We start from the raw sequence: 18,673 nt of genomic DNA on the forward strand, positions 1-18,673 counted from the left end.
TGACCGTTACATGACCCAGTTTATGCGGCGCGCTGCAGGCTTACATAAAGTACGAGGCCGACGCCGCTCATCTGGGAATGCTGGCCGATCTGTGTATAGGCAAAGGTCGCTGCCGGACCGGTGAAAATGGCTGTGAAAAGGAAAACCCGAAGGGCGATTGCGGCTATGGTCCGGGTTCTTTTCATGGCCGCTCTCCGACAGGCTTCTGGGTGAATGCGGAGACAGGTCCGATTACCGGCTGATCCCGATATAGGTTGTACCTCTGGTCAACGAAAATGCTGGCGACAGCGGCAAAGCCAGCGATCATCAGGCAGACAATTGTTAAACGCCGAAGCATACCGGTTGGCCCCCAAAGCCGTTCTGATTTCTGTTCTCCCTCGTCAATTTAGCCATTGCGCCTGAACCCTCCCTGAGAGCGTCGTTCATGCGGCGTTCAAAAATATTGATGTTCCGTTTATTGCGGCGTGTGGCTCTTGTGCCTGCTCGAAAGGGACTTATGTTTCCCATCATTGGAACGCGGGAACATGTCCCGCTCAACGTCAGGATCAGCGGGAGAGAGCCCATGGCCGAACAGACCAAGCCCATCGAGTTGTATTATTGGCCGACACCGAACGGCTTCAAGATCAGCATCATGCTGGAAGAGCTGGGCGTTCCCTACGAGGTCAAGTATGTCAATATCGGCAAGGGCGATCAGTTTCAGCCGGACTTTTTGAAGATTGCTCCTAACAACCGTATGCCCGCCATCATCGATCCGGAAGGACCGGACGGCCAGCCGATTTCGGTGTTCGAGTCCGGAGCAATCCTGCAGTATCTCGGGCGGAAGTTCGGTAAGTTCTACCCGACCGACGAACGCAAGCGCGTCGCAGTTGACGAATGGCTGATGTGGCAGATGGGTGGCCTCGGCCCGATGTCCGGGCAGGCCGGGCATTTCCGTGTCTATGCGCCGGAAAAGGTTCAGTACGGCATCGACCGCTATACCAACGAGGTCAACCGTCTCTATGGTGTGTTGAACAAGCAGCTTGAAGGCAAGGAATACATTACAGGCGAATATTCAATTGCCGACATGGCTTCGATCGGCTGGATCAATGCCTATAAGAACTACGACCAGAACCTGGATGACTTCCCGAACCTGAAGCGCTGGCATGAGACAATGAATGCGCGTCCTGCGGTTCAGCGTGGTCTGCTTATCGGGAAAGAAGAGCGAGAAAAATCCAATCTGGCGACGGACAAGGAAGCCCAGAAAATTCTCTTTGGCCAAAAGGCACGTTGAACAAACGCTAAAAAGAAAGGGCAGCTTCGAGGCTGCCCTTTCTTATTCTGGATGCCACTGGATATTACTGGCGCGTGAGGCTCTCGCTCTTGCAGATCAAGCCGCCCATCACGCAGCCAGAGAGTGAAAGCGTGTTGCCCTTGACGCTGGCTTTGCCGGTATAGGTTTTGCCCTCGTCGAGCTTATTGACCTCGCCCTTGTAGCTGCCGCCCGTGCCTGACATCGTGCCGATGGACTTGCCTTTGTACTCGCCGGTCTGCACCGTACCGCAGAACTTGTTGGCGCCGCAGGACGCATAGCTGATGATCGTGCCGTTCGGGCGCTTCCACGTGCCGACGATCCCTTCGTCGGCAAGGGCAGGGGCGGCAAAAGTGGCTGCTAGCGTCATTCCAAGAATAAGTGTGCGGATCATTCTTTCCTCCCAAATCGCCGCCAGTCCCGGCTTTGCCGGTCGCAACGATGAAACCGCTGTGATGCGCTTTGAAGTTTGAGACAGAAGCCTCCTCGACCATCCGTCAAACTTACGCAAACGTAAACGTAAACCAGTTTTTGGCGAAGCGGAAGAGGGATATTTGTGTCTCGCCTGGCACCTGAAATACTGCCCTTTTTACACACACAGCCGCTTTCGAATGTTGTCTATAGTTAGCAACTGGTTTCGTTCGACCGTGCGGATTTGAATCGAATTTTTGCAAAAATCCAGCAATCGGCGGCACTTGCATGTTTAACAAAATCCCAAGTTTACCCCTTGTTCGGATTTTGTTGGTTGCTCGTTAAGCATCTGGTTTAACGCGCATTTCAACCCTTTCCCGTAGATTTGAGAGCATGAACGGAACGACAGAGACGGCAGTTTCAAAGCAGTGAAATCAGGCTTTGAAAATAAAGACCGGACGGTTCTCGGGATTTAACAGGGACAGAGAAAAATGGCACAGTTTCAGAGCTTCTCGAATACGCACAACGCAGTCGCACAGGACCGCATTCTTCTGGAAATGGGCATGAAATTTGCCATCGGCCGTGATTGCGAGATCGACGTGGTGGAAGCCCACAAGTGGCTGAACATTGCCGCCATCCGCGGTAGCGAGAAGGCCGCCCGTATGCGTAATCAGGTGGCAGCGACGATGAGCAAGGGCGAACTGGCAGCAGCGCTGCGCGGTGCGCGTGAGTGGATGACCGCCCACTGACTGACAAGATAGTCGTTATGAAAAAAGCCGCCTTCAAGGCGGCTTTTTGTTTTCTCAACTTATACCGAGATACCGGCCCGGTTTGTGGTTGATTGCGATGATGAGGTTCATGGCAATCGCCCCGATCAGGGAAAGAACCATGTTTTCCCACGGGATAAAGAACAGCGAGATCAGCATGATAAGGACATCGAGGCCGAGCTGAAACCAGCCGGCTCTTATCCCATAAGCGTCCTGCAGATAGAGCGCCAATATGTTGACGCCGCCGACGCCCGAGCGGTGCCGGAAAAGTGCCAGCACACCCATACCCATCAGGGTGCCACCCATGAGTGCTGCGAAGAGCGGATTGACGCTTGAGAAATCGACACTCATGGGCATCAGTCGAGCAAAGCCCGACATCGTGGCCACGGCGACGAAGGTTCTGATAGTGAACGCCCAACCCATTCGACGCAGGGCGAAATAATAGAATGGCAGATTGATCAGGAAATAGAGCAATCCGAATTCCGTGCCCGTTGCATACTGGATGAGAAGGGCGATACCAGCAGTACTGCCGGTCATCAGCATAGCCTGACTATAAAGCGTAATGCCGAGCGCAATGAAGGACGTGCCGATCAGCATTGCCATCGCATCTTCATAGAGGCGGTGACGGTCGATTGCGGCAGCTTTCGACGCATCGATGAGCGGGGCGGCGTTATCAGCGATATCGGCCACGTGGAAACTCCAGAACAGCGAGAAGCCGGTAATCCGGCAAATAGATTACGGTGCCGGACTGAATTCCGGCTTGTCATGCATTCGCGCTGTGCAGAGGGTTGGGTCAAAGCACGCGGCGTCAAGTCTTGGGAGACGGTTAAATATAACAGCCGTTTTGACGCTTCGCACGGCTTGAAAGATTGTTATTTCACGGTCGTGTTTGTAGATTTATCGCGATTGCGAAGGCTGTTTGTTTTGATTTATTTCGTGCGTCATCTGCGCGAGGAAGCGTTTGACGTCATGCGGGCTGCGCAAATGACGCTTGGCGAGATGCTGAGGCGCACTTTCCAGAAAGGCCAGTGCGCGAATGCGACCGTTCTTGCGATAGCCTGCCACCCATTTCAGGAAGTCCCAGTCGAAACGCTCCACACAACCTTCCGCCATATCCGGGCGTGAGCGTCCGTAATGGATTACGGTTCTTTTGAGTACGCGCCACAGGCGACGCACAGTCGATATATCGAGAAAAACGAGCGTATCGGCTCGCGATGCACGATAAATCATAGTTTCGCTATGATTGCCTTCGAATATCCATGTGTCCTGATCTGCTGCTTCGTTGGTGAGACGGCTGATCTCGTCACGCGGGCGCATCGTCCAGCACGGCTGCCAGTAGAGGGTATCGATATGAATGACCGGTAAACCGGTAATCTCGCCGAGCGCACGTGCCAGGCTTGATTTTCCCGAACCGGCGCCGCCTATGATCATGATCCGCTCTATCACCTGCATCGTCTCCGGATTTTAACTCTGTTCGAATAAAAATCGGACATGAGGCAGGAAGTACTATAATTTTACTTCATGGCACCTGCATGACCATAACGAGCAAAGAAAGCCCGTTAGAAAATTTGTATTGGAGCTGAAGGTAATATTGACCAAATGATTGACAGTCAACTTTGCGGAGCGCAATGTTGGCGTATAAACGGAACGGGTCAGAGCAACAATGACATCTACCGTTCCTCTATATTAGTAAGATCGCAAGGCGTAAAAGTGCCGAGTGATCGAAAGAGCTGCATTCGATAGGGAGTGACAAGATGTCAATTCGAACCATCACCGCCATGGCCGGCACAGCCATCATCATGAGTGCTGCTGCATTTGCCTTTTCATCGCCTGCTAATGCGCTGACGATGAAAGAATGTAGCGCAAAATATCAGTCTGCCAAAGATGCTGGCACGCTTGGTGACATGAAGTGGAATGATTTCCGCAAGGCGCAATGCGGTGATGATGCAGATGCTGCCGCAGCACCGGCAGCTCCAACCAAAAAGGCAACCAAGAGTGCAGCCGCCCCTGCCGCAGACGACAGTGCCAAGGGCCTGACAATGAAGGAATGTAGCGCGAAATATCAAGCTGCCAAAGATGCTGGCACGCTTGGCGGCATGAAATGGAACGATTTCCGCAAGGCGCAATGCGGTGCAAATGCCGCCGCAGCTCCTGCACCTGCTTCTCCAGCTAAGAAAACGGCAAAAAGCACTGCTGCTGATGACAGCGCCAAGGGCTTAACGATGAAGCAGTGCAGCGCCAAGTATCAGGCGGCAAAAGACGCTGGTGTTGACAATGTTGCAAAATGGAACGATTTCCGCAAGGCTGAATGCGGACCGGGTGCAGATCCAGTTGCCTTCAGCACCGACGGTACCAGTGAACCAGCTGCCCCAACGGTTGCGGCGCCCAGAGGCGTCAAATTCCCAACGGCAGTTTCTGCAAAGTTTTCGAATGAATCAGCTGGCAAGGCTCGTATGCACACCTGCCTCGAGCAGTATTATAGGCTGAAAGATGCCAATGCATTGGGTGGTTTGAAGTGGATACAAAAAGGCGGCGGTTACTACAGCCTCTGCAATGCACGCCTGAAAGGCAATTCCTGATCTGATCAGGACTATTCGAATAAGAAGGGGCCTATTGGCCCCTTCTTATTTGGTTCGTGAGAACCAGCCCGCGACCGCGACTGCGAGCCAGCCAAGTATCATCAACGATCCACCTGTCGGCGCGGCCATTGGAAAGAGCCGGTCGCCTATCATATCACGCATGAAGAGGTCGCCGCAGAATAAGGCGAGACCGATCACAAGTAATGCGCCGCCCAGATAAGCGGTACGGCTGAAAGGTACAATGAGAGATAGGACCAGAAATGCGGGCGCATGGCCGAGGAGCAGGGGAGCGATGTTGCCCAGATGGTTCTCTCCACCATGGGCGGCTCCCGCATAAGCGGCAATTGCAAGGGCACCGCACAGTCCGGCAAGCGTGCTGAAAAGAATGTTGGGATACTGGCTATCGGATCGAATCTGCATCTATGGCTCCACCGTTCAGGCAGTTTCACGAGTATCTGCGTGTTTGCGCGCATCCTCCAAAGCGGCGGGTAGGGCAGCTTCAAAGAGATCGAGCTGCTCATCGATGCCGACGCTCACGCGAATACAGCGGTCGAGAACCGGTGCCCCGGGTTTGCGCACGAAGATGTCACGCGCGATTAGCTCGTTGAGAACTGCTGTGGCGAATGCTCCATCCTTACCGCAATCGACGGCAACAAAATTCGTGGCAGATGGGACGGTTGTAAGGCCGTTCGCCTCGGCAATTGCTACAATGCGGTCTCGCCCGGTAATTATTTTAGCGACCACATCGCGTAGATATGCCTGATCCTTGAGGGCCGCAATAGCTGCTGCCTGCGCAAGACGGTTCACTGCAAAATGATCGCGAATCTTGTCGAACGATTTGATGGCTTCGGCGCTGCCGACAACATAACCACACCGGATTCCTGCCAGACCGTAGGCCTTGGAGAAAGTGCGCATTCGCAAAATGTTCGGACGGTCGGTTTCAAAAGGCGGGAAGGCGGACGCAGGCCCTGTTTCGCAATAGGCCTCATCCAGAATGAGCATGATGGTTTCCGGAACGCGCTCGATGAAAGATTGAATATCCGAACCCGCATGCCAGCTTCCCATCGGATTATCCGGATTGGCGAGATATAAAATCGCAGCATTCTCTTTGCGTGCGGCATCGAGCAGGCCATCGAGATCCGATTTGTCGTTGATATAAGGGACAGTGACCAGTTCTCCGCCATAACCCGCAACGTGGTAATTGAAGGTTGGATAGCCGCCCAGCGAATTAATGACCCTGTCACCTTCCTGAACATATTGCCTGACTACCAGCCCGAGCAAGGCATCGACACCTGCTCCCGGCATGATGTTTTCCGGCTTTACGCCGTGATGCGCAGCTATAACCTGACGCAGTTCGTAATTTTCAGGGTCGCCATATTTCCAGATTTCGTTCGCCTCGGTCTGAATAGCTTCCAGAACAGACGGGGCTGGTCCAAAACTGCTTTCATTCGCGCCGACCCGTGCCTTGAAAGGCTTTCCGCGCTGTAGCTCCAGCGTTTCGGGGCCGGTAAAAGGAACAGTAGAAGGTAAGCTTGCGACGAGTGGTGTAAGGCGAGGCGATCCCATGGCGACTTCCAGTCGATTCTCAGTCCATCAACGTGTGAGGAGGGCAGTCGAAGAGCTGGAGAAAATCTTAGCCACCTACGCCTGTCCCGCTGGGAAAGGCATAGCAACTTGTACCGACTAGTGCCATCACAATGATTCTAGTCGATTGAACAACGTGAGCGAACGATCCGACTTGAGGCCGTCAATCAAGTTAATCGATAAGGTTCTGCAAAGTGAAACTATCCGGGTCAGAACCCGAACATCTGCACGCCTCAGGGGCGCGTGCGCACCGTCGGTGTCTCATAACCAGAAGCCCAACTCGCAGTACCGGAGCCATCAAAAACACCTCTTGATCTGATTAAACCAGATCGGCGTTCCAAGCATTCAACCAAATGCGCTCTTGTCCGAAACCGGTTTATCTGTTTCGGGATGCGCTTTAGTGGACTTCGAGCACTTTCACGCAAGAATCGAGATCATGTGTCGCCAAATGGGCGTAACGCATGGTCATCTGGAGTGTCTGGTGCCCCAGCCACATCTGAACACGACGGATATCGATCCCGCCCCGGACGAGACGGGATGCGCAAGTATGACGTAGGATATGCGGAACGACCTGATCGTCCGTACCAAGACCGACTTCCATCTTCGCTTCATTCCAGATCTGGCGGAACCGGACCTGATTGAGCATGGAGAAGGGGCCTTTGAGCTTCTCATGCGAGATATGTGCTGCCTTGCGGGCGCGGCGGGTGAGGGGGACAGTGCGGCTGCGATTCGATTTGGTGAGCCAGAACGTTACCCGCTGATCCTGGATATCGTTCCAGGTGACACCGATCGCTTCTCCAAGGCGGCAGCCCGTGTCGACAAGGAAAAGAGAAAGCCTATAACTATCTTCACAGCGCGACTTGATCGCGGCGAACAGGCGTTTTTCTTCCTCATATTCAAGGAATCGAATACGTCCTACACGCTCCTTCTGCCGGACGAATTCCGGTAGATTGAAGATATCTCCCATTTTGTGCGCCTTTCGCAGCAGCTTGCTCAGCGCAGCCATCTTTCTATTGATGGTTGCATTGCTGTTGCCACGCTCACGAAGCGAACCGATGACGGAATCAAGCATTTGCTGATCGAAACCTGAAAAGCGTTCGCCCTTCAAAATCTCATCAATCTCGCCTAGAAACGACTTCACATTATACTTGTGTGATCCATCATCCCACAGGATGTTGATATATTTCCCCGTCAGTTCCGCCACTGAAAACTGCTCGACAAGCCGGTGGTTCGGACTTTTGCTGGATGTATACTTTAAGTTGTAGTCGACTATCGGCGCAAACTTGTCGCCCGTGTCGATCTTCGTTTCCCCAACGACGTTCATTGCACGCCCCCCTTCTTCTTGTAGGACGTACAACTAATGAAATAATTCCCGGAGCACAAGATAAGTGAGCTAACTTTATGCGGAGACATGATTAGACCTTTCTAAAAGACCATGTTTGCCCCCAGCTTTCTGTCGTCCCCGAATTCCCCTCGTTTATCGATCCTTTTCGAAATTCCCTGTTCGAAAGGATCGTGTCACTTAATCGTAAGCGGTGTTTCAAATGGATGAGCGCCAACGGTTTCCCGTTGGCGCATTTTTTCAACGTCGTTCTTATTAGAACGAGCGCTGGAAGCGAAGCATGCCCTGGAATGCATCCTTGGTAACACGCAGAGGATGGTCATCGTCCCAGCGGGTGTAAGAGACTTCAGGCGTAATGGTGAAGCCCGGAACCAGCTGATAGGCAACGTTTGCGGTAACTGCGGTCTTGCCCCAGTCTTCGTATGCAGCCTGCACATTGATGACAGCCTTTTCAGAGGCCTTGTACTTCAAGCCACCCCAGACGGCCCAGTCACCGCCCCACTGACCGTACATCTGATCGTCAGACTCTTCCGAGGAATAACCAGCCTGTACCCAGACAGAGAACTGGTCGGTGAGGTTTACGTCACCGCGAACTTTAGCCGCCCATTCTTCAATAACGGAGTCATAAGCAACTACAGCTGCGATCGCACCCCAGCCACCGGCATACTTCACGCCACCAACAACGTGCGGAACATAATCGTTGACAACGTAGCCTTCGCCGCCTTCTTCCAGAGCAACAGTTGCCGAGAAGCCGTTGCCGCCAGTGAAGGTGTAAGAAATTTTGCCAGTACGATAAGCACCTGCAGCTACAACATCGTCGTTGATGACATCGCCAAGATAGCCAGTGAACGTATGGAACGACGATTCGTCGAGACCTACGCGAAGGCCGCCCAGTTCGATGTAAGCGAATTGCAGCGTGGTCGACTGACGATCAGCACCATAGCCTTCAAAACCGGTGTCACCGAGATTGCCTGGAACGGCATCCCACTGAAAGCGGTTTTCGGTAAACGTACGAAGAGTACCCAGTTCCGTTTCAGTCGCAGTATGCGTGCGCAGTGCGAAACGTGCACGCTTCACCCAGCCACCCAGTTCAACGCCGGAGTAGGCATCATCGCCACCCTTTACGTCGTAACGAACGTAACCGGAAATACGCAGGCAGGTTTCGGTGCCTGGGATGTAGAAGTAGCCGGCGCCGTAAGCATCGCAGACGCGGACATATTCAACGGCTTCTGGCTCTGGCGCGACGATTGCGTCGGCAGCCTGAGCGCCGGAAGCTGCAACCAGAGCTGCAGCGGAGCCAAGGAGAAGGCTCTTGATGTTCATTTCTGACCTCCAGTCAAGAATCGAAGGCTTCTGCAATAAATATGTATTTTCAACGGGTTATGGAGTTTGCGGATTCAAAACTCAAAAAGTCAGCAAATCGGAAGTGATCCGACATGCGTCGAAAACGGTGCGTAAAAGCACGGAATCGCATATCGCGAGGCAATCTGGATCTGATTGTTGTGAAGAGATTTGCTTGAGGCAGCTGGCGGAGAGGATGGGATTCGAACCCACGAGACCCTTATGAGGTCTACTCCCTTAGCAGGGGAGCGCCTTCGACCACTCGGCCACCTCTCCGGTAAGGGCGAGATAGCCGGTACGCTTTGTCATTTCAAGCGAATTGCGCGCCAACTGGTAAAATTTCCTGCGAATTATCGCACTTTATATATACGCAATCAGGAATATGCGTGGAATCGGCCGCTTTCACCAGGCATCGGCAGCTTCAATCAAGCTGTATAACGAGAAAGATTCGCACCCAAATCAGCTAATGTGGCAGTACGCGACGGTGCTTTGACATATTCTCCGCTCGGTGCGCGGAAAGTCATGGATTCGTGGGCTGAAAACCGCGACGATGCCAAATATCGCGTGTTTGCAAGCGTTAAGACCCGTTAATTCGCGTTCACTCATGTTAATAAACCCTAAATAGCCCACCCTGAAATGGGCAATTTCGTGTCTTTTCTGCAACAACCCTCCCTCATAGAAGCACCAGAAAGGTTGGGAGAGTGTATTCGATGTTGAAACGAAGGAACGGGCGAGTATCTTCACATCCAGAAGAAGGAGCGCTTCGGGGCGACTTTTTCAAAAGGGGATGGGGACAGGTTGTCCTTCAGCCAAATCAGAATGCCCAGACCCATTTTTAACTTTGACTGGAGGTCAGAAATGAACATCAAGAGCCTTCTCCTTGGCTCCGCTGCAGCTCTGGTTGCAGCTTCCGGCGCTCAGGCTGCCGACGCAATCGTCGCGCCAGAGCCAGAAGCCGTTGAATATGTCCGCGTCTGCGATGCTTACGGCGCCGGCTACTTCTACATCCCAGGCACCGAAACCTGCCTGCGTATCCATGGTTATGTTCGTTACGACGCTTCGGGCGGTGATCGCGTTTACGCTCGTACGCCTGGCGATCTGGACCGTGACACCTGGGGCAAGAACGCCCGTGCAACGCTCCGCTTCTCGACCGCTTCGGAAACCGAACTCGGCACTCTGAAGACCTTCACCGAACTGCGTTACAACTGGAACGGCGGCGGCGACGGCGAAGAAGACGCATACGGCTCGAGCGAAAACAGCTCGCTGCGTTATGCTTACATCCAGCTCGGCGGCCTGCGCGTTGGTCTCGATGAATCGGCCTTCGTAACCTTCCCTGGTTACCTCGGCAACGTCATCAACGACGACGTGATCCTCGCTGGCGGCTACCGCACCAACCTGATCAGCTATACCTTCACCGGCGGCAACGGCTTCTCGGCCATCCTGTCGCTCGAAGAAGGCGGCAACGGCGACTCCGACGTTGACGTAACGCTGAACGACTACACGCCGCACATCGTTGGCGGTCTGAAGTACGCTGGTGGCTGGGGCTCGATCGCAGCTGTTGCAGCTTACGACGCTCGTAACGAAGAGTGGGCCGGTAAGGTTCGCGGCGACGTTAACATCACGGACCGTTTCTCGGTTTGGGTACAGGGTGGCTACAAGTCCAACGACGACGAATACTTCGTCGAAAATGGTACCGGCTACACCTACCGCGGCATCACCAGCTTCTACGGCACGTGGGGCGGCGACTGGGCTGTCTGGGGTGGCGCTGCATTCAAGGCAACCGAAAAGGCTACCTTCAACCTGCAGCTCGCTTACGACGACACCAAGACCTTCGCAGCAACCGCAAACGTTGCTTACGAACTGGTTCCTGGCTTCACGATCACCCCGGAAGTTTCCTACACCAAGTGGGATGACGAAAACATCAGCCTCGACGGCGAAGATGCTTTCCAGGGCATGATCCGCTTCCAGCGCTCGTTCTAATCCCTCTGGGATTGTTCAAAAAGAACCCGGCAGCATCGCTGCCGGGTTTTTTGTTTGCCGATTTTTACGTTTGTGATCTTGCCTTTGCGGAAAACTCGGTCTTTCTACGAATAGAAAGCGGGACGTGTTCGCCGCTTTACATCCGATGATTTCCAGCGTGGAGACGCTACGATATGTTCAAATGGTTTTGGCCCGGTGTAACGTGGACCGCAGCGCTGACAGCGCTTGCGCTCTGGTTTGGTGCAGACCGGGTCGAGATGGACATCGCAACACGTACTGGCGAAGCACTCACTCCTTTCATATGGACCGGCTTCGACGTCGATGGTCGCGACGTCACGCTGAAAGGCATAGCGCCCGATCCAGAGATGCAATCCGCTGCGCGGGATGCGCTTGAAAAGGTGAGGGGTATTCGGGAGATCGCCGACCTGACGAGTGTTCTGCCGCTCGTGTCACCCTACCAGCTACAGATAAAGAGAAGTGCCGACGGCATTGTCCTGTCTGGTTCAGTACCGGACAACGACGTTAGAGACCGTATCATGACGATGGCCGAAAGCGCGGCTCCTGGCGTTCCGCTCGATGACGAGATGGCTGTAGGGCGAGGCAGTCCCGCAAACTTTGTTGATTCGGTGGAGTTTGCTTTGCAACTCGTTTCTGACCTGACGAAAGGGGAGATCGAGATGTCCGATCTCAATATCTCGATCAAGGGCGAGACTGCAGACAATGCCAGCTATCGAAAGATACAAGCCCAATTGGACCAGCCGCTGCCCTTTGGCCTGAAATTGGAACGAGCCGAAATTCGCGAACCGTAGATTAAATCGCGGCGAGGGCTGAGCAGATTTGGATCCTCATCCCCCGTTAGTTTTCTGTTCGGAATTGACAGTCCGCCTGTTCGGGCCTTTCCTTTCTCTTTATGAATAGGCATAGCGGATCATATCTTCCGTTTCCGGAACAGAAGGCGGACCTGACAATGCTTTATCTAGCCTTATCGTTTTGGCCGGTTCTCGTTGCAGCGGTTCTTATCGGTGCGGGCGTGGGCTGGTTGACCGGTCCGAAGTAGTGGCGGCAAATTGGGGCGGGGAAAATTGACGGCGAATATGTTCGTCGGGTTTGAGTAATTTGGAGTACGAGGAAACCATATGCCGTTGCTGATTGTTCAACTGGCTGTTCTTGTCGCCATCGCTTTCGTTATAGGCTGTCTTTTGGGCCGGTTCGTGCGGCGCAGAGGTGCGTCGATGCCAGACCGTGAGCGCACGATCATTGCAGCGGCACATGCTACATTGCCTGTCGATCAAAAGCCGGAAGCGGTGAAGCAGACCAAAATATCGGAGAAGGTTGCAGAACCCAAGGCTTCGCCCCAGCCGAGCGAACCAGAGAAGCCTCAAATGAAAGCCGTGCCGGACGCGGAAGTCGTCGGAAACTGGCCTTCGCAAACGGAAAAGCCGGACGTGAATACAGAGCCGGATCAGGATCCGGGACGTCCAGAGATTCTGGATGCTGCACGCCTTGGAAAGCCTGATGATCTCACAGTCATCAAGGGTGTTGGCGGGGCAGTTCAGGGGCTACTCAATGGGATCGGCGTGTTTCACTACGACCAGATTGCCAGCTGGAACGATGACGAATCACGCTGGATCGAACGGAGTATAGGTTTTCCACGCCGCGTGGAGCGCGAAGATTGGATCTTACAAGCCACGAAACTGGCGAATGCAGCAAATAAAGCCAGCGCAAGGAAATCGGAAAAGCCCGGCAAAACAGCCGCTAAACCAAAATCGCAACGGACAAAAAAAGCAGGCGAATAGCCTGCTTTTTCATTTCAGAGCATTTCCACCATCTCAATATAAGCGCGAGATGTTTTAGAGCATGTCTCCCAAAAGTGGGAACCGGTTTTGGGATAAAGACATGCGTGAAAACAAAGAGATAGAGCGGTTCTAGCGACTTCGTTTTAACCGGAACCGCTCTAGCGGCGACCGTAAATCAGATCGGTCTGTATATCCGCACTTCCGGTCAGGCGGGCCTTATAGACTTCGTAGTTTTCCATCACGCGCTGAACATAGTTGCGTGTCTCGGAGTAGGGGATACGTTCGATCCAGTCGACGACCTGATCGATAGGCTTGCCACGTGGATCGCCATATTTCTCGACCCATTCGGATGCGCGGCGAGGGCCTGCATTGTAACCGGCGAAGGTAAGAACGTAAGACCCATTGAAACGGTCAAGCTGCTCGCCGAGGAAATGGGCGCCAAGCGTCGCATTATACCCTGCATCCGTCGTGAGGCGTGGCGCGGAGAAGCTCATGCCGTTGCGGGTCGCCACGCTTTTGGCCGTTGCTGGCATAAGTTGCAGCAGACCGCGTGCGCCAGCTTTTGAAACAGCGCCGACGTTGAATTCACTTTCCTGCCGGGCAATAGCATAGGCTAGAGCCTTACCTGATCCGCTTATATTGGCATTGGCGGGAATTGCGCCAAGCGGATGCGAGAGAGCACCAACATCAAGACCTCGCAATGCAGCATTTTTGCCGACGCGCAGCGCCAGATAGTGGTTCTCGTTGCGCTCGGCCATGACCGCCAGCAGAGCCAGTTCGCCGACACTGTCGAGTTCCTGCGAAAGCTGATTGTAGAGCGTCGTTGCGCGACTGCTATAGCCGACCTGTTCCAGCCGCTTGATTGCCTGCACGGCGGGACGGCCCGCAAACCGCGCGCGATCCGCTTCCGTTGGTCTTGGATAGATAAGCTCAGGTGCTTTTTCGCTCAGTTTGGCTGCCGAAAGCTGTCCGTAAAATGTTGTGCCGAAATGGGCGGAGCGGCGATAATAGTCGCGCGCATCGCCACCGCTACCTGCTTCGGCCGACCGTCCGAGCCAATAGAAAGCACGAGACGCCGAAATCGGACGCGAGGAGATTTCTGCGATCTTGGCAAAATGTGGCGCAGCCGTCTTCGGCTGGTTCAGGGCGCGCAGTGCATACCATCCGGCATGGAATTCCGCTTCTGCGGCCATTGTGGGCGATTCGGCGGCGTGGGCCGAAACCAGCTTGTAGGCGAGCTGCGGTTTGCCAAGGTCGAGCAGTTCCCGTGACAGGATGCGGCGTTCGACCCACCAGGCATCCGGATCGACAAGCGCCGACGCCTGACGTGGTGCCTTGAGCATGAGGTCTGTCGCCTCGTTATAGCGTTCGGCGCGACGCAGATAGCGAATCTTCAGGAACTGATAGGCGGCGTTTCCCTGCCACGTGCGGTCGACGTCCGCTATCGCCTTGGCGGCATTCGGAGACTTCTGTGCTACTGCCGCAAAAGCGTTGTAAAGCGATTGGGCCTGTGCCGGACCTGCAAGCAGTTTTGCGGACTGCATACGGTCATTATAAAGAGAACGCAGAATACGGCGCTGATGATCTTCGCGCGTCAGAACGTCAGAGAACTCCTTCAGGATCTTTTGCTCGTCATCGGCTGATAAGCGCTGTGTAGCCCACCATGGTGAAAGCAGTTCGCGCGCTTTGCCCGCATTTCCAGTGCTGACATAGGAGCGGGCAAGAAGAATCATGCCTTCTGTAGTCTGCGGGCGCGTATTGCCGAATGTTGCGATTACGGTCGCAGGAGCTGGATTTTCCTTGAACAAGGCCCGTTCAGAGTTACGGCGCAGAACCGATGTCCCCGGCCAGCCGCGCAAATCTGTTGCCGCCGCTGCAATTTCAGCGCTCGGCACACCATCAAGACCGGATGTCGCGATAGCCCACGTCAGAATCTGGCGGTCAAGCGAACCACGAGGCATCCCGTTGCGGAATGCGATAGCACTTGCCGTGTCACGGGAGGAAAGGGCATCAAGCCCGCTTTTCAGCGTTCCACCAATCGCTGCCGGGTTTTCCATGCGGCTGACTGCTGACGTCACGACCGGATCAGGCGTGGCCGGACGCGGTTTCGGTGTCACCAGATTCATCGGCGACTGGTGTGTCGTCGTCGGTGCAAAGGGACGCGCAAGCGGGGTGGGAACGCCGGACGGCAGCGAGGATTGGGCGAGCGAAATCACCGGCTGCAGAGTAACCGCAACAAAGCAACTCGCGAGGAGAGCTTTTCTTTTCAGGGATATCGCTGCGACTTGTTTTGACATTGGCTAACTAGAACAAAGACTTGGTTGATGTGCAATATGTTGTTGAAATCCGGCTTTTCTTAGCCCGGTTTTTGACTGGCTATTTCAATGATGAGGATAGGCTCAAGGAATGAATCTATCCTTAATAAAGCGTTATCGCTTCGGTGTTGCCGCATCTTGGTTGTTTCGGGCCGCCGATGTTTCTAAAGGCAATCGAGCGAATAGCCGGTGGAGCTTGGGGATCGCTTTAAATTTTGTCGCAAAACTGCCGTATTGCCCTTGTTTTGCCTGTATACCCCGCTTGCTCCACTCGTGTGGCAAGACTATTGTGCAACGCCTCAACCCGGTCAGAAGCCCCAGGGTGATCCCAAGCTGATCGGTGGAATGAGGTCCAGTCTTTCTTTTTTCAGGAGTTCACTAATGCTGAAGGGCTCAATTACCGCGCTTGTCACGCCATTCGATTCCGAAGGAGCGTTCGACGAGAAAGCCTTTCGCGCATTTGTAAACTGGCAGATCGAAGAAGGCACCAAAGGGCTCGTCCCAGTCGGCACGACTGGTGAAACACCGACCCTGTCGCATGACGAGCACAAGCGCGTCATTGAGGTTTGCATTGAGGTTGCAGCTGGTCGCGTTCCCGTGATCGCCGGTGCAGGTTCCAACAATACTGTGGAAGCGATCGAACTGGCGCAACATGCCGAAAAGGCTGGCGCTGATGCCGTTCTCGTCGTCACGCCTTACTACAACAAGCCGAACCAGCGTGGTCTTTACGAACATTTTTCGCGTGTGGCCCGCTCCATTTCGATCCCGCTCATCATCTACAATATTCCCGGTCGTTCGATCGTCGACATGACACCGGAAACGATGGGCGCACTCGTTCGCGATCACAAGAACATCGTGGGCGTCAAGGATGCGACTGGCAAGATCGAGCGCGTATCCGAACAACGCGCAACCTGCGGCAAGGATTTCATCCAGCTTTCCGGTGAAGACGCAACGGCTCTTGGTTTCAACGCCCATGGCGGGGTAGGGTGCATTTCGGTGACGTCCAACATTGCGCCGCGTCTTTGCGCCGAATTCCAGGATGCATGTCAGGCCGGCGATTTCTCCAAGGCACTCGAATTGCAGGATCGCCTCATGCCGCTGCACAAGGCACTCTTCATCGAGCCAAACCCGTCAGGCCCGAAATATGCGCTGTCGCGCCTCGGCCGCGTGGAAAATGCCTTGCGCTCGCCGATGGTGACTGTGGAAGCCGCGACGGCAGAGAAGATCGATCAGGCCATGAAGCATGCGGGTCTGGTCAACTGACCCGTCAAGTTTACCGCTTTCGCTGATTTTTACGCTCCCGTAGCTTCGGGAGCGTTTTCATTTCAGGCATTGCACATTATATGGTGCCATCATGAACAAGCCCAAGAATTCTCCTGTGCGCAAAATCATCGCGGAAAACCGCAAGGCGCGCTTCAATTTTGAAATTCTAGATACGCTCGAAGCCGGTCTCGTCCTGACCGGCACCGAGGTCAAGTCGCTGCGCGCCAATCAGTCCAACATAGCGGAGAGCTATGCGAGCTTTGAGAATGGCGAGTTCTGGCTTATCAATTCCTATATTCCGGAATATACGCAGGGCAATCGTTTCAACCACGAGCCGCGGCGCTTGCGCAAACTGCTCATCAGCAAACGCGAAATGTCCCGCCTGTTCAACTCGGTATCACGCGACGGGATGACCGTGGTGCCATTGAAGCTTTACTTCAATGATCGGGGTCGCGCGAAGCTGGAACTGGCGCTGGCGCGAGGCAAGAAGACTCACGACAAGCGCGAGACGGAAAAGAAGCGCGACTGGAATCGTGAAAAGGCTCGCTTGATGCGGGATAAGGGATAAAGATCAGCAAAGTATGAGAGCGCCTCAGGCGCTCTTTTGATTCAGATAGTCGCGTACATTCCGGAATACGGTTCGGAACATGGTATCCGTCAACCGCCCGGTATTGGTGTTATAGCGCGAGCAGTGATAGCTGGAAAAAATGCGCAGGCTGCCAATGTCGCTTGCCCGGTCGTGACCGAAGGGATGTCGCGCAACCGGCGCACCAAGTGCACGAACCGTCGATTGATGCGCAATCGTTCCCAGTGTGACGATTGCCTGCAGATTCCGAAATCGGGTCAGCATCGGCAACAGGAATTGTCGGCAATTGTTGATCTCGGCGCCGATGGGCTTGTTTTCCGGCGGCACGCAGCGCACCGCATTGACGATGCTGGCATCCAGCAGGCGCAAACTGTCGTCAGGACGAGCCTCGAACTTGCCAGTGGCAAAACCGAATTCACACAGTGTGCTGTAGAGCAGATCACCGGCATAGTCGCCGGTGAAGGGGCGTCCGGTTCTATTGGCGCCGCGCAAACCTGGCGCCAGCCCCACAATCAGGAGCCGAACATCGTCATCATGCGCTGGCAGAAACGGTGGAACCGGTGAATTATGCCACGAAGGCTCCTTGCGGCGCCATTCCTGCAGGAATGCGTGCAGCCTGGGGCAGATATCACAGTTGGGAGATGGTTCGGAAATCATGCCCCTGCATGAACCGGCTCGACGACGGCGTCAATAGCTGTCGTCGAGATCGTCATCCTGGCGGCGCGGTGCGCGTTCCGACGGATCGCGGCCAATCTCAGCCTTGAGCGAGACCAGATCGATGAAATGATCGGCCTGGCGGCGCAGTTCATCGGAAATCATGGCCGGCTGGGTGGTGAGGGTCGAGACAACCGAAACCTTGCGGCCCTTGCGCTGAAGTGCTTCGGCAAGTGAACGGAAATCGCCGTCGCCTGAGAAAATCACAAAATGGTCGACTGTATCGGTGAGCTGCATGGCATCGACTGTCAGTTCGATGTCCATATTACCCTTCACCTTGCGACGCCCGGTGGAATCCGTGAATTCCTTGGCAGCCTTAGTGACGACCTTGTAGCCGTTATAATCCAGCCAGTCGATCAGCGGGCGGATCGAGGAATATTCCTGATCTTCAACCAATGCCGTATAGTAATATGCACGAAGCAGATAGCCACGCTTCTGAAATGCCTTCAAAAGCTTCCGATAATCAATATCGAACCCCAGAGTTTTCGAGGCGGCGTATAAATTGGCGCCATCAATAAAAAGGGCAATTTTTTCACGAGAATCGAACATCGTGCAATATATCCACTCTACGGCCGGACGGGAGTGGACCGACGACCGCTTATCAGTTTGTTTTCTAAACGGCGGGTGGTATCAAATTTTACCAATGCGTTTATTGCCTTCTAAGGATATATCACAGAAAAACAAGCAACCATGGGTTGTTATTTACC

At 54.2% G+C, this 18,673-nt stretch carries 19 protein-coding genes and 1 tRNA gene; 8 read left to right on the top strand and 12 right to left on the bottom strand.

Annotated elements, in window-relative coordinates; all coding sequences use genetic code 11:
- Nucleotides 1-20: 20 nt before the first annotated feature.
- Nucleotides 21-185 carry a hypothetical protein gene (locus FG152_RS05875; protein ID WP_167394052.1) on the bottom strand — a complete coding sequence of 55 codons (165 nt, stop codon included), beginning with the start codon at nt 183-185 and terminating at the stop codon, nt 21-23.
- Nucleotides 186-562: 377 nt separating this feature from the next.
- Between FG152_RS05875 and FG152_RS05880 the strand changes: the two genes are divergently transcribed.
- Nucleotides 563-1,270 (top strand): glutathione binding-like protein, encoded by a 708-nt coding sequence (locus FG152_RS05880; RefSeq protein ID WP_433761819.1) that lies wholly within the window; start codon nt 563-565, stop codon nt 1,268-1,270.
- A gap of 64 nt (nt 1,271-1,334) precedes the next feature.
- Here the strand turns inward: FG152_RS05880 and FG152_RS05885 are convergent, their stop codons facing one another.
- On the bottom strand, nt 1,335-1,682 hold the full coding sequence (locus FG152_RS05885; protein WP_010661613.1) for a DUF2147 domain-containing protein: 348 nt from the start codon (nt 1,680-1,682) through the stop codon (nt 1,335-1,337).
- A 508-nt stretch (nt 1,683-2,190) separates the two neighbouring features.
- Between FG152_RS05885 and FG152_RS05890 the strand changes: the two genes are divergently transcribed.
- Nucleotides 2,191-2,448 carry a hypothetical protein gene (locus FG152_RS05890; RefSeq protein WP_010661614.1) on the top strand — a complete coding sequence of 86 codons (258 nt, stop codon included), beginning with the start codon at nt 2,191-2,193 and terminating at the stop codon, nt 2,446-2,448.
- 54 nt (nt 2,449-2,502) lie between these two features.
- Here FG152_RS05890 and FG152_RS05895 read toward each other — a convergent pair whose 3' ends face one another.
- Both FG152_RS05895 and FG152_RS05900 read right to left on the bottom strand, forming a co-directional pair.
- Nucleotides 2,503-3,156 (bottom strand): YitT family protein, encoded by a 654-nt coding sequence (locus tag FG152_RS05895; RefSeq protein WP_404576332.1) that lies wholly within the window; start codon nt 3,154-3,156, stop codon nt 2,503-2,505.
- Between the two features lie 207 nt (nt 3,157-3,363).
- On the bottom strand, nt 3,364-3,897 hold the full coding sequence (locus FG152_RS05900; RefSeq protein ID WP_235691885.1) for a P-loop NTPase family protein: 534 nt from the start codon (nt 3,895-3,897) through the stop codon (nt 3,364-3,366).
- Between the two features lie 323 nt (nt 3,898-4,220).
- Between FG152_RS05900 and FG152_RS05905 the strand changes: the two genes are divergently transcribed.
- Nucleotides 4,221-5,045, top strand: coding sequence for an antifreeze protein (locus FG152_RS05905; protein ID WP_433761823.1), 825 nt, complete (start codon nt 4,221-4,223; stop codon nt 5,043-5,045).
- 45 nt (nt 5,046-5,090) lie between these two features.
- Here FG152_RS05905 and FG152_RS05910 read toward each other — a convergent pair whose 3' ends face one another.
- The 5 genes from FG152_RS05910 to FG152_RS05930 form a co-directional block, all read right to left on the bottom strand.
- A complete protein-coding gene (locus FG152_RS05910) occupies nt 5,091-5,465 on the bottom strand; it encodes a DUF423 domain-containing protein (protein WP_012092426.1) in 375 nt (124 codons plus the stop codon).
- Between the two features lie 15 nt (nt 5,466-5,480).
- Nucleotides 5,481-6,611 carry a pyridoxal phosphate-dependent aminotransferase gene (locus tag FG152_RS05915; RefSeq protein WP_151614454.1) on the bottom strand — a complete coding sequence of 377 codons (1,131 nt, stop codon included), beginning with the start codon at nt 6,609-6,611 and terminating at the stop codon, nt 5,481-5,483.
- A gap of 415 nt (nt 6,612-7,026) precedes the next feature.
- On the bottom strand, nt 7,027-7,953 hold the full coding sequence (locus FG152_RS05920; protein WP_498985485.1) for a tyrosine-type recombinase/integrase: 927 nt from the start codon (nt 7,951-7,953) through the stop codon (nt 7,027-7,029).
- 273 nt (nt 7,954-8,226) lie between these two features.
- A complete protein-coding gene (locus tag FG152_RS05925; RefSeq protein WP_040129537.1) occupies nt 8,227-9,294 on the bottom strand; it encodes a porin in 1,068 nt (355 codons plus the stop codon).
- Between the two features lie 203 nt (nt 9,295-9,497).
- Nucleotides 9,498-9,588: transfer RNA gene (locus FG152_RS05930), tRNA-Ser, on the bottom strand.
- Nucleotides 9,589-10,170: 582 nt separating this feature from the next.
- Between FG152_RS05930 and FG152_RS05935 the strand changes: the two genes are divergently transcribed.
- From FG152_RS05935 to FG152_RS05945, 3 genes are all read left to right on the top strand, one after another.
- Nucleotides 10,171-11,292: a porin gene (locus tag FG152_RS05935; RefSeq protein WP_498985487.1), complete on the top strand. Its 1,122-nt coding sequence runs from the start codon at nt 10,171-10,173 to the stop codon at nt 11,290-11,292.
- A gap of 173 nt (nt 11,293-11,465) precedes the next feature.
- Nucleotides 11,466-12,101: a BON domain-containing protein gene (locus FG152_RS05940; protein WP_498985489.1), complete on the top strand. Its 636-nt coding sequence runs from the start codon at nt 11,466-11,468 to the stop codon at nt 12,099-12,101.
- Nucleotides 12,102-12,428: 327 nt separating this feature from the next.
- Nucleotides 12,429-13,088 carry a helix-hairpin-helix domain-containing protein gene (locus tag FG152_RS05945; RefSeq protein WP_498985491.1) on the top strand — a complete coding sequence of 220 codons (660 nt, stop codon included), beginning with the start codon at nt 12,429-12,431 and terminating at the stop codon, nt 13,086-13,088.
- Nucleotides 13,089-13,246: 158 nt separating this feature from the next.
- Here FG152_RS05945 and FG152_RS05950 read toward each other — a convergent pair whose 3' ends face one another.
- Complete coding sequence (locus FG152_RS05950; protein ID WP_200892876.1) at nt 13,247-15,385, bottom strand: lytic transglycosylase domain-containing protein; 2,139 nt, start codon at nt 15,383-15,385, stop codon at nt 13,247-13,249.
- A gap of 399 nt (nt 15,386-15,784) precedes the next feature.
- Between FG152_RS05950 and dapA the strand changes: the two genes are divergently transcribed.
- Both dapA and smpB read left to right on the top strand, forming a co-directional pair.
- Nucleotides 15,785-16,666, top strand: a complete 882-nt coding sequence (dapA, locus tag FG152_RS05955) for a 4-hydroxy-tetrahydrodipicolinate synthase (RefSeq protein ID WP_010661626.1) — start codon at nt 15,785-15,787, stop codon at nt 16,664-16,666.
- Nucleotides 16,667-16,757: 91 nt separating this feature from the next.
- Complete coding sequence (gene smpB, locus FG152_RS05960; protein WP_010661627.1) at nt 16,758-17,234, top strand: SsrA-binding protein SmpB; 477 nt, start codon at nt 16,758-16,760, stop codon at nt 17,232-17,234.
- Nucleotides 17,235-17,258: 24 nt separating this feature from the next.
- On the opposite strand, the gene FG152_RS05965 is transcribed toward smpB, so the two are convergent.
- Together FG152_RS05965 and FG152_RS05970 are read right to left on the bottom strand one after the other, a co-directional pair.
- Nucleotides 17,259-17,909 carry a uracil-DNA glycosylase gene (locus FG152_RS05965; protein WP_010661628.1) on the bottom strand — a complete coding sequence of 217 codons (651 nt, stop codon included), beginning with the start codon at nt 17,907-17,909 and terminating at the stop codon, nt 17,259-17,261.
- A 30-nt stretch (nt 17,910-17,939) separates the two neighbouring features.
- Nucleotides 17,940-18,515 carry a LabA-like NYN domain-containing protein gene (locus tag FG152_RS05970; protein WP_012092419.1) on the bottom strand — a complete coding sequence of 192 codons (576 nt, stop codon included), beginning with the start codon at nt 18,513-18,515 and terminating at the stop codon, nt 17,940-17,942.
- Between the last annotated feature and the right edge of the window lie 158 nt (nt 18,516-18,673).

Origin of the sequence: Ochrobactrum sp. XJ1 (genome assembly GCF_024701725.1) — a bacterium.
Taxonomy (GTDB): domain Bacteria; phylum Pseudomonadota; class Alphaproteobacteria; order Rhizobiales; family Rhizobiaceae; genus Brucella; species Brucella anthropi.

Excerpts from the sequence above, each read along its gene's own strand:
- FG152_RS05945 (WP_498985491.1), top strand. The coding sequence starts at position 12,429 with ATGCCGTTGCTGATTGTTCAACTGGCTGTTCTTGTCGCCATCGCTTTC.
- FG152_RS05970 (WP_012092419.1), bottom strand. The coding sequence starts at position 18,515 with ATGTTCGATTCTCGTGAAAAAATTGCCCTTTTTATTGATGGCGCCAAT.
- FG152_RS05935 (WP_498985487.1), top strand. The coding sequence starts at position 10,171 with ATGAACATCAAGAGCCTTCTCCTTGGCTCCGCTGCAGCTCTGGTTGCA.
- FG152_RS05925 (WP_040129537.1), bottom strand. The coding sequence starts at position 9,294 with ATGAACATCAAGAGCCTTCTCCTTGGCTCCGCTGCAGCTCTGGTTGCA.
- FG152_RS05965 (WP_010661628.1), bottom strand. The coding sequence starts at position 17,909 with ATGATTTCCGAACCATCTCCCAACTGTGATATCTGCCCCAGGCTGCAC.
- FG152_RS05880 (WP_433761819.1), top strand. The coding sequence starts at position 563 with ATGGCCGAACAGACCAAGCCCATCGAGTTGTATTATTGGCCGACACCG.
- FG152_RS05950 (WP_200892876.1), bottom strand. The coding sequence starts at position 15,385 with ATGTCAAAACAAGTCGCAGCGATATCCCTGAAAAGAAAAGCTCTCCTC.
- dapA (WP_010661626.1), top strand. The coding sequence starts at position 15,785 with ATGCTGAAGGGCTCAATTACCGCGCTTGTCACGCCATTCGATTCCGAA.
- FG152_RS05875 (WP_167394052.1), bottom strand. The coding sequence starts at position 185 with ATGAAAAGAACCCGGACCATAGCCGCAATCGCCCTTCGGGTTTTCCTT.
- FG152_RS05940 (WP_498985489.1), top strand. The coding sequence starts at position 11,466 with ATGTTCAAATGGTTTTGGCCCGGTGTAACGTGGACCGCAGCGCTGACA.
- FG152_RS05915 (WP_151614454.1), bottom strand. The coding sequence starts at position 6,611 with ATGGGATCGCCTCGCCTTACACCACTCGTCGCAAGCTTACCTTCTACT.
- FG152_RS05910 (WP_012092426.1), bottom strand. The coding sequence starts at position 5,465 with ATGCAGATTCGATCCGATAGCCAGTATCCCAACATTCTTTTCAGCACG.
- FG152_RS05905 (WP_433761823.1), top strand. The coding sequence starts at position 4,221 with ATGTCAATTCGAACCATCACCGCCATGGCCGGCACAGCCATCATCATG.
- FG152_RS05900 (WP_235691885.1), bottom strand. The coding sequence starts at position 3,897 with ATGATCATAGGCGGCGCCGGTTCGGGAAAATCAAGCCTGGCACGTGCG.
- FG152_RS05920 (WP_498985485.1), bottom strand. The coding sequence starts at position 7,953 with ATGAACGTCGTTGGGGAAACGAAGATCGACACGGGCGACAAGTTTGCG.
- smpB (WP_010661627.1), top strand. The coding sequence starts at position 16,758 with ATGAACAAGCCCAAGAATTCTCCTGTGCGCAAAATCATCGCGGAAAAC.
- FG152_RS05885 (WP_010661613.1), bottom strand. The coding sequence starts at position 1,682 with ATGATCCGCACACTTATTCTTGGAATGACGCTAGCAGCCACTTTTGCC.
- FG152_RS05890 (WP_010661614.1), top strand. The coding sequence starts at position 2,191 with ATGGCACAGTTTCAGAGCTTCTCGAATACGCACAACGCAGTCGCACAG.